General features: G+C 35.1%; 18 protein-coding genes. 4 read left to right on the forward strand and 14 right to left on the reverse strand.

What is annotated here, in order from left to right:
- Window positions 1–43 precede the first annotated feature (43 nt).
- Window positions 44–832 carry an NAD(+) synthase gene (gene nadE, locus ES677_RS08630; RefSeq protein WP_148381020.1) on the reverse strand — a complete coding sequence of 263 codons (789 nt, stop codon included), beginning with the start codon at window positions 830–832 and terminating at the stop codon, window positions 44–46.
- Between the two features lie 93 nt (window positions 833–925).
- Here nadE and gldB point away from each other — a divergent pair, with 93 nt between their 5' ends.
- Window positions 926–1,888, forward strand: coding sequence for a gliding motility lipoprotein GldB (gldB, locus tag ES677_RS08635; protein ID WP_148381021.1), 963 nt, complete (start codon window positions 926–928; stop codon window positions 1,886–1,888).
- Entirely contained in the window at window positions 1,888–2,226 is a 339-nt protein-coding gene (gene gldC / locus ES677_RS08640; RefSeq protein WP_148368336.1) for a gliding motility protein GldC, read from the forward strand. Before gldB ends, gldC begins: the two co-directional genes overlap by 1 nt.
- 70 nt (window positions 2,227–2,296) lie before the next feature.
- Here the strand turns inward: gldC and rodA are convergent, their stop codons facing one another.
- The 7 genes from rodA to ES677_RS08675 all read right to left on the reverse strand — a co-directional run bounded on the left by rodA (window position 2,297) and on the right by ES677_RS08675 (window position 10,344).
- On the reverse strand, window positions 2,297–3,574 hold the full coding sequence (gene rodA / locus ES677_RS08645; protein WP_148381022.1) for a rod shape-determining protein RodA: 1,278 nt from the start codon (window positions 3,572–3,574) through the stop codon (window positions 2,297–2,299).
- Window positions 3,575–3,577: 3 nt separating this feature from the next.
- The gene (gene mrdA, locus ES677_RS08650) at window positions 3,578–5,506 is read right to left on the reverse strand and encodes a penicillin-binding protein 2 (protein ID WP_148381023.1); all 1,929 of its coding nucleotides are present in this window, start codon (window positions 5,504–5,506) and stop codon (window positions 3,578–3,580) included.
- Window positions 5,503–6,012, reverse strand: a complete 510-nt coding sequence (locus ES677_RS08655) for a rod shape-determining protein MreD (protein ID WP_148381024.1) — start codon at window positions 6,010–6,012, stop codon at window positions 5,503–5,505. The genes mrdA and ES677_RS08655 overlap by 4 nt, the downstream gene beginning before the upstream one ends.
- Window positions 6,005–6,826, reverse strand: a complete 822-nt coding sequence (gene mreC, locus ES677_RS08660; RefSeq protein ID WP_148381025.1) for a rod shape-determining protein MreC — start codon at window positions 6,824–6,826, stop codon at window positions 6,005–6,007. Before mreC ends, ES677_RS08655 begins: the two co-directional genes overlap by 8 nt.
- A gap of 14 nt (window positions 6,827–6,840) precedes the next feature.
- The gene (locus ES677_RS08665) at window positions 6,841–7,869 is read right to left on the reverse strand and encodes a rod shape-determining protein (RefSeq protein WP_148368331.1); all 1,029 of its coding nucleotides are present in this window, start codon (window positions 7,867–7,869) and stop codon (window positions 6,841–6,843) included.
- A gap of 378 nt (window positions 7,870–8,247) precedes the next feature.
- Window positions 8,248–9,780 (reverse strand): bifunctional phosphoribosylaminoimidazolecarboxamide formyltransferase/IMP cyclohydrolase, encoded by a 1,533-nt coding sequence (gene purH / locus ES677_RS08670; protein ID WP_148381026.1) that lies wholly within the window; start codon window positions 9,778–9,780, stop codon window positions 8,248–8,250.
- A gap of 105 nt (window positions 9,781–9,885) precedes the next feature.
- Entirely contained in the window at window positions 9,886–10,344 is a 459-nt protein-coding gene (locus tag ES677_RS08675; protein WP_148381027.1) for a GAF domain-containing protein, read from the reverse strand.
- Between the two features lie 92 nt (window positions 10,345–10,436).
- Between ES677_RS08675 and xrtF the strand changes: the two genes are divergently transcribed.
- Entirely contained in the window at window positions 10,437–11,018 is a 582-nt protein-coding gene (gene xrtF / locus ES677_RS08680) for an exosortase family protein XrtF (protein ID WP_148381028.1), read from the forward strand.
- Entirely contained in the window at window positions 11,008–11,433 is a 426-nt protein-coding gene (locus tag ES677_RS08685; RefSeq protein WP_148381029.1) for an exosortase F system-associated membrane protein, read from the forward strand. Before xrtF ends, ES677_RS08685 begins: the two co-directional genes overlap by 11 nt.
- A 160-nt stretch (window positions 11,434–11,593) precedes the next feature.
- Here the strand turns inward: ES677_RS08685 and groL are convergent, their stop codons facing one another.
- The 6 genes from groL to ES677_RS08715 all read right to left on the reverse strand — a co-directional run bounded on the left by groL (window position 11,594) and on the right by ES677_RS08715 (window position 17,019).
- Entirely contained in the window at window positions 11,594–13,231 is a 1,638-nt protein-coding gene (gene groL, locus ES677_RS08690) for a chaperonin GroEL (RefSeq protein ID WP_148368326.1), read from the reverse strand.
- A gap of 108 nt (window positions 13,232–13,339) precedes the next feature.
- On the reverse strand, window positions 13,340–13,618 hold the full coding sequence (locus tag ES677_RS08695) for a co-chaperone GroES (RefSeq protein ID WP_148368325.1): 279 nt from the start codon (window positions 13,616–13,618) through the stop codon (window positions 13,340–13,342).
- 149 nt (window positions 13,619–13,767) lie between these two features.
- Entirely contained in the window at window positions 13,768–14,136 is a 369-nt protein-coding gene (secG, locus tag ES677_RS08700) for a preprotein translocase subunit SecG (protein WP_148368324.1), read from the reverse strand.
- Window positions 14,136–15,191, reverse strand: coding sequence for a tetratricopeptide repeat protein (locus ES677_RS08705; RefSeq protein WP_148381030.1), 1,056 nt, complete (start codon window positions 15,189–15,191; stop codon window positions 14,136–14,138). The genes secG and ES677_RS08705 overlap by 1 nt, the downstream gene beginning before the upstream one ends.
- Before the next feature lie 5 nt (window positions 15,192–15,196).
- Window positions 15,197–15,700, reverse strand: a complete 504-nt coding sequence (gene lptE, locus ES677_RS08710) for an LPS assembly lipoprotein LptE (protein ID WP_148368322.1) — start codon at window positions 15,698–15,700, stop codon at window positions 15,197–15,199.
- 53 nt (window positions 15,701–15,753) lie between these two features.
- Window positions 15,754–17,019 (reverse strand): sigma-54 interaction domain-containing protein, encoded by a 1,266-nt coding sequence (locus tag ES677_RS08715; RefSeq protein ID WP_148368321.1) that lies wholly within the window; start codon window positions 17,017–17,019, stop codon window positions 15,754–15,756.
- Between the last annotated feature and the right edge of the window lie 4 nt (window positions 17,020–17,023).

Genomic DNA, 17,023 nt, shown 5'->3' on the forward strand with positions numbered 1-17,023 from the left:
AATAGCATAGTAAAGATACTTTTTTTTTGAATAATAACCAGTATTACTTATAATTATTAGGAATATGGCAAATGGGTATTGCGTTTATTTTATGTTTATTAGCCGTGTTTAATCGTTTATAAATAGAAAAAATGTCTTGTTGTCTTCCCGAAAAATCAGAAGCTAATTTACCCTTTTCGTCCTGAGTCATTGCCCATTCCAATTCTGGGTAAGAAGCGCCTATTTGGTCCTCATCACTGCGCTCATCTCCAAATAAACCATCGCTGGGCGCGGCTTTTAAAATGGATGTTGGTACTTTTAAAAAGTCTCCAATGGCGTACACCTCGCTTTTCATTAAATCGGCAATCGGACTTAAATCCACGCCGCCATCACCATATTTTGTGTAGAAACCTACGCCAAAATCTTCAATTTTATTTCCAGTTCCGGCGACGAGCAAGCCCAATAATCCCGCGTGGTAGTACAAGGTGGTCATTCGCAAACGAGCTCTTGTGTTTGCCAATGCCATATTTACAGTGGCTTGGTTTCCTTTAAGAGATACTTCGGTTTTAAATTCTTCAAAAACTGGGGTTAAATCGGTTCGTGTATCACTTACCTTAGGGTAGTTTTCTTTTAGAAAAGAAATGTGTTCTTGAGCGCGAGACACGTGACTTTCGGCTTGGTGAATAGGCATTTCAATACATAAAACATCTAATCCTGTTTTTGCACAAAGTATAGAAGTTACAGCCGAATCTATTCCGCCAGAAATTCCGACAACAAAACCGTTAACTTTTGCGTTATTAGCATATTCTTTTAACCAATTTACGATATAATCGACTACTTTTTCTGTTTGCATTATTAGAGAATTTATGACAAAGAATAGTACCTTTGCAACACAAAAGTAAACGAAACACTTAATTAATAAAAATTAACAGCGTCTAACTTTACGATGAAAATATATCCATACATTCTCTGTGTTTTTTTTCTGATTTTATCGTGTAATAATGATACTAAAGAAGCACAAGAAATAGATAAGATTACAATTGATTTAAAGATCGATCGTTTTGATGTGGCTTTTAATGAAGCTTCTAAAAATAATTTACCAGAACTAAAAGCAAAATATCCTTTTATGTTTCCCGAAACTTTCGACGATTCTTTTTGGCAAGAACAATTAAAGGATACTATTCAGCAAGAATTAAGTACAGAAACGGTAAAGGCTTTTAGAGATTTAAAGGCTGAAGAAGAAGAGATTAAGAATTTATTTAAGCATCTTACCTATTATTTTACAGAGTTTAAAACGCCTCGTGTAATTACAACCACTTCTAATGTAGATTATAGAAATAATGTGATTGTAACCGATACGATTACACTTATTTCTTTAGACACGTATTTAGGAAGCGAACACTATTTTTATGTAGGGATTCAAGAGTATTTAAGAGCCGATTTTAACCGCGAACAAATTGTGGTGGATATGGCCGGTAAATATGCCGAAAAATTTATTTTTCACGACGAGAGAAAACGACTTATCGATGATATGATTTATTCTGGAAAAGCACTCTATTTTAAAGATCGCGTGATACCTTTTAAAACCGATGCCCAGAAAATAGGCTATACGACAGAACAATTAGAGTGGGCAAAAGCAAATGAAGCTTACATTTGGCGCTATTTTGTAGATCGCGAATTGCTGTTTAGTACCGATACGAAATTGGCTAATCGCTTTATTAATTCGGCCCCATTCTCTAAATTTTATTTAGAAGAAATAGACAATGAATCGCCCGATAAATTGGGGCAATATATAGGCTGGCAAATCGTGAAGTCTTATATGGAAAACAACGAGGTTACTTTTAATCAACTATTAAATAAAAGTAGCGAAGATATTTTTAATAACGCAAAATTTAAACCGAGTAGATAATGACAAATATAAAATCTGAAATTACGTTAAACGTTGAATTAGATGAGAATCGTGTTCCAGAAAAATTACACTGGACAGCGAAAGATGGCGGAATTAATAACGAAGAAGCAAAAGCATTAATGTTATCTGTATGGGATAGTGAAGCTCAAGAGTCTTTACGTATCGATTTATGGACGAAAGATATGCCTGTAGATGAGATGAAAGTGTTTTTTCATCAAACATTGGTGGCGATGAGCGATACGTTTCAACGCGCTACTAAAGACGATAAAATGACAGCAACAATGAAAGATTTCTGTGATTACTTTGCTGAAAAATTAGAGATTAATAAGAAAGAGTAATTAGTACTTTTCAGCGTAAAAATAAATGAACCTTGAGTCTTAACACTTGAGGTTTTTTTAGGCTTTTATTTTACCACTCGTTTATTCTATTGGAGTCTAATTTAACGAAAATAAAGAGTAAAATGGTAAAACCCCAAAGTCCAGAACCTCCATAACTAAATAAGGGTAGAGGAATACCAATGGTAGGTATTAAGCCCATAACCATTCCAATATTAATCATAAAGTGAATAAAGAATATAGACGCGACAGAATAGCCGTAAACGCGACTAAATTGTGATTTCTGTAGCTCAGAGAGGTGTAAAATGCGTATAATTAATAAAACAAAGACGAGCACGACCCCAAAGGTGCCAATAAAACCCCATTCTTCACCAACGGTACTAAAAATATAATCGGTGTGCTGTTCGGGGACAAACTTACCCGTAGTTCGTGTACCTTCTAAAAAGCCTTTTCCATAAAAACCGCCAGAGCTAATTGCTTTTTCAGATTCGTTGAGGTTATAGGCCACTGTTTGACGCATTTTTAATAACTCGGCAGGATCTTTTTCTAAACGCAGCCAAATACTAATTCTATCTTTTTGATGAAAGGGTATAATATTATTATAAGCATAACGTACAACAAATGAAAACAAGATCGATACGACAACTATAAATATAGGCTGTAGTATCGCTGGTTTTTTACGTCGCGTAAAGTAGTATACTAAAACAGAAATGATAGCTATTATTGCCGTAATTAAAATACCGAATTTCAGGGTTAACATACCAATAATAATTACAAGCATCGCAATAATTAAATACACTTTAGGTAGACCCTCGCGATACAAAACAAAGAAAAATGAGGCGTATACTAACGTACTGCCGGTATCATTTTGAAGCAAAATTAAAATCGCTGGTATCGCAATAATGGCAAACACTCTAATTTGATCTTTAAAATGTTTAATGTCTGTATGTAAATCACTGATATACTTGGCGACTGCCAAACCAGTGGCTGCTTTGGCAAACTCACCTGGTTGAAAGGTCATAATCCCTAAACTGTACCACGATGTCGAACCATTGATGGTTTTTCCGAAGATTAAAACACCCACTAGCGACAGTAAGGCGATGATATAAATGACACTCGAAAAGCGTTCATAAAATTTAGCATCTATAGACAGAGTTACAATAATTAAAACTACGGATAGCAGTATAAAAACAAGTTGCTTACTATAAGGATCTTGAAAATTGAAATACTCTAAAGTGGTGCCAGTATGTGACGCCGATAAAATATTTAGCCACCCAAAACCCACTAATAAGAAAAACAGAATTATTGTAATCCAATCAAATTTAAAATGTCTGTCGGTTTCTCTTAACATGGATTATAACTTCTCGTTGTTGTCTTCGTAAATTGTAAGTGCTTCTTTATCTACTGGAACCACTTGAAGCTGTGTTTGTCTATTGATACCAAAAGCTTCGCCAGATTGCGGTTTTGCATACTCGTTTTCTAAACTATGAGTTAATAACCACTGTTCTAAATCGGTTCTTGAAATGGTGCCTTTTATAAATTTTTCTATCATTAAACTGGCAATTTTACCTGCAAAACGACTTCCCCAGTATCCGTTTTCTACAAAAACAGCAATGGCGATTTTCGGGTCGTCTTTGGGCGCAAAAGCCACAAAAATAGAGTGGTCTGTAAGTTGTGTGCGTACACCATCAATAGTCGTAAAATTTTCTACAGTACCTGTTTTTCCACAAATATCTATGCCATCAACCTTTAAATAACTCGCTGTACCCTTCTTATACACTTGATACATCCCTTCAACTATAGGGTCGAAGTGTTTTTTATCGATTGTAGTGTAGTTTGGTGTGCTGTATTTATCAGGAATAGTATCTTTAGTTATCGATTTTATAATATGAGGTGTAAAATAATGACCCCTATTGGCAATTGCAGCCACTACATTAGCTAACTGTATAGGGGTTGTTGCCACTTCTCCTTGACCAATAGCGTTGGAAATGGTATAGGTGGAATAAAACGTGTTGGGGTAGATTTTGCTGTAGTATTCTCTATCGGGTATACGTCCAGGTTGGCCAACACTTAAATCGTTATTTAAATAACTGCCCAGTCCAAAACTTTTAAGATGCGTACTCCAACGATCGATACCTGTTGATGCATCTCCGTTTTTATCTAAAATACGGCGGTAGGTAGACGCAAAATAGGCATTGCATGAGTTTTCAATAGCACTCACCATATCGTGGCGCGTTCCAGAAACACAATGACATTTCATAAAACGATTACCGTATTTATAACCGCGATAACATGTTATTTTTTCTGAAGGATCAATGACCGCTTCCTGCAATGCAATTATTCCTGTTAACAATTTAAAAGGAGAGCCAGGCTCGTAAACCCCTTGTAAACTTCGATTGAATAATGGTTTTGCTATCGTGTCGTAATATAATTTAGTAAAATTTTTAGAGCGCTTACGGCCTACTAGAGCATTGGGGTCGTAAGTGGGGGCAGAGATCATTGCCAAAATCTCACCAGTTTGGGGCTCGAGAGCAATAATACCACCGCGTTTATTTTGCATTAAGAGTTCGCCGTAGGCTTGTAACTTGGCATCGATAGTTATTTTTATATCTTTTCCCGGTTCGGGTATCGTGTCGTGCGTTCCGTTTTTATAGGGGCCAATATTTCTATTGAAACGGTCTTTCTGAATAAATTGAATTCCTTTTTTTCCTCTTAACACAGTTTCATAAGAAGATTCTACACCTTGCTTCCCAATTAAATCACCCATTTTATAATAAGGATCATCGTCTATTATCGCATAGTTTACCTCGCCAATATCGCCTAAAACATTGGCTCCAATAGTAGTTTCGTATTGTCGTAGCGATCGTCTCTGAATATAAAACCCTTCATACTTACGCATTTTTTCTTGTAAAATGGCGTAGTCCTCTTTAGATAATTGTGATACAAAAACAGAGGGTAGACGGTACGAGTAGTTTTTAGCTTTATCTAGTCGTTTTTTAAACTGCTCATTGTCTATTTTAAGTAATTGGCAAAACTCTAAAGTGTCTAAAGGTTTTACTTCGCGAGGAATGACCATTACATCATAAGAGGGTTGGTTGGCCACTAGTAATTTGCCATTTCTATCGTATACAAAACCACGTTTCGGGTAGTTGTAGACTTTTCTAATGGCGTTATCGTCAAACAAACTATAGCCGTCTGAAGAGTACACTTGAAGGTAAAATAATCTGGCAGTAAAAAGCAAACCAACAATGACTACGGATATAAAAAGTAAAAATTGTCTCATTTCTTTTTCTTTCTACTAAAAATTATAGTTATTAAAACACAGAGGAGTGTAGTGAATATACTCGAGTATAACGTATTTTCTAGTATTAAAATTATCTTGGAAAAGTTAAATATTTCCAAAGAAAAGAATATAAAATGATGAATTATGGTAAGAATAGAAATATAGGTAATTCTTTGACTTAACTCTGTGGTGCTAAATTTTATAGACTGATGGTCGTAAAGCGTCCCAAAGCTAAACTTTAAAGCTACTGGTCTAATGTATGCAATAGCTACAGAAGCTCCAGCATTAATGCCGCCAGTGTCTAAGAACATATCGATACTTAAACCTAAAAGAAAACTTAAAAAGAGAAACGTCATTCGGTTGTTTTTCACGGGGAATAACAAAATGAATAAGATATAGAGATGCGGATTAATATATCCTAAGAAATTAATATTGCTTAATACTAAAACTTGTAAGAATAGCAAAACAACAAAACGGACGGTGTTTACAGATAGTATACTAGTCATTTCTGTTGTTTAAAAGGGTTTTTAGGGTGTTTTTATTTGTGTTTTGTATAATATAAACGTGTTCTAAATTTGTCATATCATTAAATAACTCCACGGTTATTTCATAATAATTTTCGGCAGCATCCAGATTAAATTTTGCTATTGTTCCCACCGGAACGCCTTTTGGGAAAATCACCGAACGCCCAGAAGTTATTATGGTATCTCCAACAACAACCGGCGCAATTTGCGGTATTTCTGTTAGCTGAATATATTTTGGTGACTTGGCATTCCAAGAAATGGTTCCGAAATGATTGGTCTTTTTTAGCTGTGCACTAATGCGCGTCGTTGTATTTAATACAGATAAAACCGTAGCGTTATGTGCGCTAGTTTTTTCTACAATACCTAAGATACCTTTAGAGGTAATTACTCCTAAATCTTGCTCTAAGCTATCCGCTTCCCCTTTATTAATTAAAACAACGTTATTGGTTTTAGAGTAGCTATTTCTAATCACTTGTCCAGAAATAAATCGGTAGGTTTTATTAAATCGCGTGCTATCTATAAAAACGGAGTCTCTTTGGTCTTTAGAATTATACAATAAAGATTTTAAAGTATTATTCTCTTCTTGTAGCAAAATATTTTGTTTTTTAAGCCCAAAATAGTCGCTAAAATTATTGGATAAATTATAAACGCCACCAGTTATAAAATTGGCAGAATTAACAAATTTGCTCTTGTGAAAAGAATGCGATTGAATAGTAAAACCCAAAGACACTAGAAATAGAAATAGAAACAGTAGAAACGATTTGTTTCTAAGTATAAAGTTTACTATTTGTTGCATTTAAATGTTTAGGTTTATTTTATCAATATACTTTTAAATTTAGCTAGATTTTTTAAGGTAATACCTGTACCACGAACGACAGCTCTTAACGGATCTTCGGCAATGTAAACCGGAAGATCTGTTTTTTGCGATAAACGTTTGTCTAGACCACGAAGCATACTACCACCACCGGCTAAATAAATACCAGTGTTGTAGATATCGGCAGCTAATTCTGGAGGTGTTTGCGATAAGGTTTCCATTACGGCATCTTCAATTCTAAGAATAGATTTGTCTAAAGCTTTAGCTATTTCTCGGTAAGAAATTTGAACCTGCTTTGGTTTTCCGGTTAGTAAATCACGGCCTTGAACGCTCATGTCTTCTGGCGGAAGATCTAAATCTTCAGTGGCAGCACCAATTTGTATTTTTATTTTTTCAGCAGTACGCTCTCCAACATAAAGGTTGTGTTGCGTTCTCATATAATAAATAATATCGTTTGTAAACACATCACCTGCAATTTTAACAGATTTGTCACAAACAATACCGCCTAAAGCAATAACAGCGATTTCGGTAGTTCCTCCACCAATATCAACAATCATATTTCCTTTAGGTTGCATAATATCTACGCCAATACCTATTGCAGCGGCCATAGGTTCGTGTATTAAATACACTTCTTTACCGTTAACACGTTCGGCGCTTTCTTTTACTGCACGCATTTCTACTTCTGTAATTCCAGAAGGAATACAAATTACCATACGTAAAGCCGGTGTAAATAACTTCTTTTTAAGTGCCGGAATATTTTTAATAAACATACTGATCATTTGCTCCGAAGCATCAAAATCTGCAATAACACCATCTTTTAGAGGCCTTATTGTTTTTATGTTTTCGTGTGTTTTACCTTGCATCAGATTGGCTTCTTGGCCAACTGCAATTATTTTTCCAGAAATGCGATCGCGCGCAACAATAGACGGTGCATCTACAACAACCTTATCGTTGTGTATAATTAACGTGTTTGCAGTTCCTAAATCAATAGCAATTTCTTCTGTTAGGAAATCAAAAAATCCCATGCCTTGTGTGTAATTATTGAAGTTAGTATCGGTCTCGAATTTACGAGAATGTAAAAGTAGTAAAAGTATAGAAAATAATGTACTTTATTAGTTATACTTCTTTATATAAATTTTTAATATGAAAAGGATTCTAAAAAAATGACTCGTTTTTTTGTTATTTTATTTCATTTGAAAACATAAAAAAAGCTCCAATGTATAAATTGAAGCTTTTTTGTTTCTTTAATATCTAGTACTCCCCGAAGCTTAGCCTTGGGCTTAGTATTCAAAATAATTAAGTTTTGCAAAGAATCAAGATTAAAAAGGCCTAGTTTCTTGCAATACCTCGGTCTTGACTTTACTGCGGCTATGACTTTAGCTCGAGAGCGTTTATTATATTTCTTAGTGTTTAAAGTGACGTGTTCCGGTAAAAACCATAGAAACGTTATTGCCGTTACAGTAATCGATACTTAATTGATCTTTAATAGAACCTCCGGGTTGAATCACCGCAGTTACACCTGCATTTTTAGCAATTTCAACACAATCTGGAAATGGAAAAAAAGCATCGCTGGCCATTACACTTCCGTTTAAATCAAATTTAAAAGATTGCGCTTTATGAATGGCTTGGTTTAAGGCGTCAACACGGCTTGTTTGTCCCGTTCCGCTAGCACACAATTGTTTGCCTTTTACTAAAACGATGGTGTTAGACTTTGTGTGTTTGCAAATTTTAGAGGCAAAGATTAAATCGTCTAACTCAGTATCAGTTGGTGCTTTTTCTGTAGCTTTTTTAGTGTCTTCTTTTGTATCGGTAATAGTATTTCTGTCTTGAACTAGCACACCGTTTAAACACGTTCTTAGGGTTGTTTGTGCTAATTTAGCGTCTTTTAAAACTAATAAAATTCTATTCTTTTTTCCTTTTAATAACGCTTCAGCGTCAGTAGAGAAAGACGGTGCAATAACCACTTCGCAGAATAGTTTATGAATTTCTTTAGCAGTTGCTGCGTCTATTTCGGTATTAGAAATTAACACACCACCAAATGCAGAAACAGGGTCGCCAGCTAAGGCATCGTTATATGCTTCTAAAAGGGTGTTACGTTGCGCTAAACCACACGCATTATTATGTTTTAAAATGGCAAATGTTGGCGCGTCGTTTTTAAACTCGTCCATTAAATTTACAGCAGCATCAACATCCAAAAGGTTATTGTAACTTAATTCTTTACCGTGAAGTTGTGAAAACATAGCGTCGAAATCTCCATAGAAAAATCCGCGTTGGTGTGGGTTTTCTCCATAACGCAATACTTTTCCTTCTGTTTCAGATACTTTTAATGCAGGGATGTTTTCCTCGGTATTAAAATAATTGAAGATTGCAGAATCGTAATGAGACGAGATGTTGAATGCTTTAGCAGCAAAACGTTTTCGGTCTGCTTCCGCTAAGTTTCCTTTTTTATCGGTAATTAATTCTAAAAACTCAGCATAATCATTTACTGAAGAGACACAAATTACATCAGCATAGTTTTTAGCAGCCGCACGAATTAAAGAAATCCCTCCAATATCGATTTTTTCGATACTATCTTGAGTACTTGCACCCGAAGCTACTGTTTTTTCAAATGGATATAAATCTACAATAACAACATCTATTTGTGGAATGTCGTATTCAGTCATTTCTTTAACATCACCTTGGTGGTTTTGGCGGTTTAAAATACCTCCAAATACTTTAGGGTGCAATGTTTTTACACGACCACCAAGTATGGACGGGTACGAGGTAACGTCTTCTACAGGAATGACTTTTATGCCTAAATCGGTGATGAATTTTTCGGTTCCACCAGTAGAATAAATAGTGACACCTTGTGCATTTAATTTTTTAACAATTGGTTCTAAACCCTCTTTGCTAAATACAGAAATTAATGCAGATTTAATTGTTTTGTTATTGCTCATTATAGTTGTGTTAATAAGCGGTCAAATGTAATGAATTCGCGCTTTAATTGAAATAAAAATAAAAAGTGTTTTTGAACTAAATACTGTAGTTATTAACAAGCGCGATTAGGCTTCTAATAACGCAGATACTTTAGCGCAAACAAACTCTAAAAAGCGCTCATCGGCTTCGGTAAAAGGGTCTGGCGTGTTCGAATCGATATCAATTTGTCCCATATTTTCGCCATGTACAAAAATAGGAATGACAATTTCGGCCTTTACAGTAATACTACAGGCAATATAATTATCTTGAGCGGCAACATCGGCCACAACAAAATTTTTATTACTTATAGCGACTTGTCCGCAAATACCTTTTCCAAAAGGAATAATGTCGTGGTCTGTCGGCTCCCCAACGTATGGGCCTAGTTTTAATTCGTTTTTGTCTCCGTTTTTAAAATAAAAACCAACCCAATTATAATGTGGGATAGTCGTTTCTAGAAGTTGGCAAATGGCTAATAATTTGTCATTTAAAGCCGTGTTTTGCTGAGAAATAATAGTGTCTACTTGTGGTTTTAAGGTGCTGAACATGATAAGTATAAAAATTTTGGTAAAAGTATTTAAAAAGGCTTAATTTCAACCTTTCAAAACACATAAATAATAATCTGTTTTTAATAATTTAAGTGAAAGCACTTCTGCTAAAATATAAGTCTGTATTACAATTTATCCTTACATTTTTGATGGTGTATTTCGTTCTGTCTTTTTCTTACAAATTGTATTTAGATTTCTCTGAAGGTTCACCCTATTATCCAGATTATTTAACCTATCAAGTGGCAGAGCAAATCAAGGGGTTGCTAAATGGTTTAGGGTATAACACAGTCGCTTTGCCGCATCCTAATGAAGCGTCCATACAACTTGTTATTAACAATCAGTACGTAGCACGTATTATTGAAGGTTGTAATTCGGTGAGTGTTATTATCTTGTTTGTGTCGTTTGTGGTTGCCTTTTCAGGAACAGTTAAAACCACTATAACATATTTGTTCGTTGGTGCTTTAGTGGTGTATTTGGTTAATTTAGTACGCATCGTTATTTTATCTATTGGTTTATACCGCTATCCAGAACATAGTGATTTTTTACATAGCGTTGTTTTTCCAGCTCTTATTTATGGCATTGTCTTTTTATTATGGATGCTTTGGGTAAATCGCTTTTCGAATATAAGAAAACGTAATAAAGAAGACTATCAAAAAACATCTGATGAATTATAAAAAATACATTCTACTCTTTATACTTTTTTCATTATTGGCACTTATACGCTTCTTTGAAAACGAATTATTTTACGATCCGTATCTCGCCTTTTTTGATAATAATTATTTATACATTGATTCTCCGCGACGCGAAATATTTAAACTAACAGCTTTTGCAACGTTACGATACGTAATGAACGCCATTATATCGCTAACGATTCTATATGTGTTTTTTAAGGATAAAAGTATCGTTAAGTTTTCTGTACTCATTTTTATGGCCTCCTATGTACTACTGATTTCATTGTTCTTATACTTTGTAATTCATCCAAGACAAGAAGATTATTATGTATTTTTTAATATCCGTCGTTTTTTAATACAACCACTGCTGTTGTTGTTGCTATTACCAGCATTTTATTATTATAAAAAAAAGATGTAGAAGTTAAAATACTACAGACGTAATCGAGAGTTACTTTTAGAACTCATTTTTGTTGAAATAACCGAGTGCATTTACAAACCTAAAATAGATTACATAATGGCATAAAAAAAACGCTTCAATAGCTATTGAAGCGTTTTTTGTAGTTATACAGGTTTTGATATTACATCATTCCTGGCATACCACCACCCATTGGCATTCCGCCGCCAGCTGCTGGAGCATCCTCTTTGATATCAACAAGAGCACATTCTGTTGTTAAAATCATTCCGGCAACAGACGCTGCATTTTCTAATGCGACACGTGTTACTTTTTTAGGATCGATAATTCCTGCTTCAAACATATACACATATTGCTCAGATTTAGCATCGTAACCAAAGTCGTCTTTACCTTCCATTACTTTAGCAGCTACTACGCTTCCTTCACCACCAGCATTTTCAACGATAGTTCTTAAAGGAGCCTCAATAGCACGAGCAATAATTTGAACACCTGTAGTTTCGTCTAAATTATCTGTTTTTAAGTTTGCTAAAACAGTTTTAGCTCTTACAAGGGCAACACCACCACCGGCAACAATACCTTCTTCAACAGCAGCCCGAGTAGAGTGTAAAGCATCGTCAACTCTATCTTTTTTCTCTTTCATTTCTACTTCAGAAGCAGCGCCAACATACAATACAGCAACACCACCAGCTAATTTAGCTAAACGTTCTTGTAGCTTTTCTTTGTCGTAATCGCTAGTTGTAGATTCGATTTGAGATTTAATTTGGTTTACACGATTTTTAATCATGTCTTTTTCTCCGGCACCATTAATAATTGTAGTATTGTCTTTGTCTAGAGTAATACGCTCGGCCGTACCCAACATCTCTAAAGTGGCATTTTCTAGCGTAAAGCCTCTTTCTTCAGAAATTACAGTTCCCCCAGTTAAAATAGCAATGTCTTCTAGCATAGCTTTACGACGGTCTCCAAAGCCTGGTGCTTTAACAGCAGCAATTTTTAGTGAGCCACGTAATTTATTGACTACTAATGTAGCTAATGCTTCACCATCAACATCTTCTGCGATAATTAATAATGGTTTTCCAGATTGTGCTACGGGTTCTAAAACCGGTAGTAAATCCTTCATAGTAGATACTTTTTTATCGTAAATTAAAATGTATGGATTTTCTAAATCGGTAATCATTTTTTCACTATCGGTAACGAAATAGGGAGATAAATAGCCTCTGTCAAACTGCATTCCTTCAACGATATCTACGTAAGTATCTGTTCCTTTTGCCTCTTCAACAGTGATAACGCCTTCTTTTCCAACTTTTGCGAAAGCATTAGCGATTAAATCACCAATTAATTCGTCGTTGTTGGCCGAAATTGAAGCGACTTGTTTAATTTTTTCTGAAGAATTTTTAACCTCTTGGCTTTGTTTTGCAAGGTCTGCAACAATAGCAGCAACTGCTTTGTCAATTCCTCTTTTTAAATCCATTGGATTAGCACCGGCAGCCACATTACGTAACCCTTCTTTTACAATGCTTTGCGCTAAAACAGTAGCGGTGGTTGTACCGTCTCCTGCTAAATCGTTGGTTTTAGAAGCGACTTCTTTAACCATTTGAGCACCCATATTCTCTAAAGGATCATTAAGTTCGATTTCTTTCGCAACCGAAACACCATCTTTAGTAACTACTGGAGCGCCAAATGAACGACCAATAATAACGTTTCTTCCTTTAGGTCCTAATGTAACTTTTACTGCGTTTGCTAGTGCATCTACACCACGTTTTAATCCGTCGCGAGCTTCAATATCAAATTTTATATCTTTTGCCATGTTTTGTTTTTTTTATAATTCATATAAAAAGCGCATGCCGTATACTAGAATGCGGCTAATCATATTTAAAATATTAGTAATTTATTGTGTGTTTAGGAACAATCGGGTTTAGATTATTGCCATAATATCTTCTTCTCTCATTATAAGGTATTCGCTACCTTCTAATTTAAGTTCAGAGCCAGAATATTTTCCGTAGAGCACGGTGTCTCCAACTTTAACTGTTAAAGGTTCATCTTTTTTGCCATTTCCTACAGCTATAACGGTTCCTTCGTGTTGTTTTTCTTGAGCACTGTCTGGAATAAATAATCCGGAAGCTGTTTTAGTCTCTGCAGGTAAGGGTTTTATTAAAACGCGGTCTGCAAGCGGCTTGATGTTTATTTTACTCATTGTTATATTTTTTATTAATTAGATTAAATTTGTGTATAACTAATCAAGCGAAAAATGTGCCAATAGAAGGTAACTGACAAACTTTCAGAAACAAAAAATGCCAACTTAAAGAAGTTGGCATTTTGTAATAGTATAGAGAGAGAAGTGTTCTATTCTGAATCTTCTGTCGTTGTTGATGTTTCTTCGGTAGTTGCTGGAGTTGCAGTATCGTTAATTGGTGTCATTGGTACAGTTTCAATAACTTCAGAAGTATCTAAAGCTCTAGATTCTGTAGTTGTACCACCGCGATTAATTGCCACGTTAGATAATAAAATTAATACGATTAAGATGGTTGCAAGGGTCCAAGTACTTTTATCTAAGAAATCGGTTGTCTTTTTAACACCACCTAATTGCTGTGTTCCACCTCCTCCAAACGAAGAAGACAACCCTCCTCCTTTAGGATTTTGTACCATTATTACTACGACTAGTAGAAAAGCTACTAAGACTATAAGTATTAAGAAAATTGTAAATACTCCCATTATTGTTTATTATTTTGTTCTTGTAATTGTTTTATTGCCTTAATTTGGTCTGCAAAGAAACCACTTTTTTCTGGATATTTCAAAATTAAAATATTATAAGATTGAATTGCTTTTTTAAAATTGCCTTGTTCGACATAAATTCTTGCCAAAGTTTCCGTCATTAATGCTTCTGGTTGGATCATTTGTGCTTGGGCTATATTCTGGTGAGAACTCCCCGCAGTTGGCGCTTTTAGCTTAGGTTTTTTAGCGATAAATTGCTCGATTAAATCAAATTTCTTGGCCTTGTCTAGCGCGTCCGAAGTTTCTGCATTTTTATTTAAAAATAGCGGTGTTTTTTTAGCCTTTTTAGGGCTGTTTTCTATAGTTTTTTTAGTAATTTCTCTTTCAATTGGTTTGAATTTAGATAGGCTTAGCCACTCGTTAAAGGAATGTGTTTCGTTTTTATTAAACTGAAGAGGTTGCCCAATGTTTAAAACGTTTTCGGTAACAGTAGTAGCTGTTTCTTCGGTAACTGAAGTTTTTCTAATTACTGCATCAGCGCCTTCTTCTCGAGGTGTATCGTTGCGCGTCGTATCGTTGCTCTCGCTTTCTATTATTTTAGGCTTTTCGGTGTCTCCTTTTTCATTATCGGCCGTTTTGGGTTGAAAGAAATTAGCGTCTAGCGTATTTGTGGTATTGGTGATTTCTTGCTGAAAGTCGCCTTCTGAAAATCCTTTAGCACTTATAGCTTTAGCAGCGGCGGCGGCGTCGGTAGTAACAAATAGATCGCTACTATCTAGCTTATGGTGTTTTATAAATTCTGATGTTTTGTTTTGCTCAAATGTTTCAGAGGTGATAAAATCGAACAGGATACTACGGTCGGTAGTATAGGCGGCGGTTGCTTTTAAAACATGATTGTATTTAAAGCTTTCAACGTTTTTAAGTCCTTTTAAATATAAAGCACGCGCCGATTGAAAATATGGAAACGTATTAATAATAGTCTTTAACGCTTCGGTTTGTGAGGCGTTAACCTGCGTGAGGTGTTGTAATAAATATGTAAACTCAGATGTGTTCATTTTACTTACCAGTTCGCTAAAGATGCATTAAAAATGTCTTGTGTTATACGTTCAAATATTTCTTCGAAAGCGGTTGTTTTTGTGCTACCTACTAACTGAGCGCTACCCTCATAGTCTTTATAAAAGGAGAATGCTCTTTCAAAATAGTCATCTTCTTTATTTTTATTGTAAAAACGCACATTTACACTAATTGTTAATCGGTTTTGTGCGGCGGTATTATTGGCGGTTGCCGTCGTTGGCGATATGCGATATTCGGTAATTTCACCTTCGTAAACTAAATCACCATTTGACGATACTAGGCTTAAGTTGGTTTGATTTTGAATTAAATCTGCTAAAGTATTAGTGAAATCTCTATCTAAACCAGGTTCTATTAATACGGCATTATTCTGAAAATAATTAACTTGGTAGGTTTCAGCATCGCCAGTATCGGCACCTGTAAAGGAGTAAGCGCCACAACTTAAAACCGTTATAGTTACTGTTAAAATGAGAAAATGTTTTACGTGTTTCATAACAATTTAAAACCTAATTATTAGTGCGGTGTAAGTTAAAATATAATAACGAATTATAAATCGAATTGTTTTATTTTACGATATAAGGTGCGTTCGCTAATGCCGAGTTCGTCTGCTGCGAGTTTACGTTTTCCATGATGGCGTTCTAACGATTTTTTAATTAATTCTAATTCTTTATCGTGTAGCGAAAGTGTCTCTTCTTCCTCTATTTCTTCAGCAAAATGATATTTGTCGGGAGTAATTTCTTGATCGTCTTCTTTTTGTTTTTGCGGAATTGCCAGAATTTGTAAATCTTCTAAAGCGTCTTCGTAATCTTCTGTATCTTCCTCTTCCGTACCATAAATTTTATCTATAAGTCCTTCATTTGTTTTCTGAACATCTTTGTTGTTTCCAGACTTCATAAGTTCCATAGTTAGCTTTTTTAAATCATTTAAATCGGCTTTCATATCAAATAAAACTTTGTAGAGAATTTCGCGTTCACTACTAAAATCGCTTTCAGATTTTGTGTTTTTTACAACGGCTGGTAGATTCGCGGTCGCGCTTGGTAAATAGGATCGCAAAGACTCGGCAGTAATAAGTCTTTTTTGCTCTAAGACAGAAATTTGCTCGGCAATATTTCGCAACTGTCTAATATTTCCACTCCATCTAAATTTAAGCAATATAGTGACCGCTTCGTCAGTTAGCTTAATGGTGGGCATTTTATATTTTAAGGCAAAATCGCTGGCAAATTTTCTAAACAATAAATGAATATCTTCTTGCCTATCGCGAAGTGGCGGCAAGTGAATATCGATAGTACTTAACCTATAATAAAGGTCTTCTCTAAATTTTCCATTCTTTATGGCTTCAAACATTTGCACGTTTGTAGCAGCTACAATACGGACATTAGTTTGTTGAACCTTACTAGAGCCTACTTTTATAAATTCGCCATTTTCTAGTACACGTAATAATCGTACTTGTGTTGTTAATGGTAATTCTCCAACTTCATCTAGAAAAATAGTTCCACCATCGGCAACTTCAAAATAACCAGATCGTGCTTGAGAAGCGCCCGTAAAAGCGCCTTTTTCGTGACCAAAGAGCTCACTATCTATGGTGCCTTCAGGAATTGCACCACAGTTTACGGCAATATATTTACCGTGTTTACGGTGAGATAAAGAATGGATTATTTTAGGAATGCTTTCTTTTCCTACACCACTTTCTCCAGTTACTAAAACCGAAATGTCTGTTGGCGCTACCTGTATCGCTTTTTCTATAGCTCGGTTTAAAACAGGACTGTTACCAATAATACCAAAACGTTGTTTTGTTGCTTGTATAGATTCCATAATT

Source organism: Bizionia gelidisalsuginis (assembly GCF_008086185.1).
In the GTDB taxonomy this organism is placed as follows: domain Bacteria; phylum Bacteroidota; class Bacteroidia; order Flavobacteriales; family Flavobacteriaceae; genus Bizionia; species Bizionia saleffrena.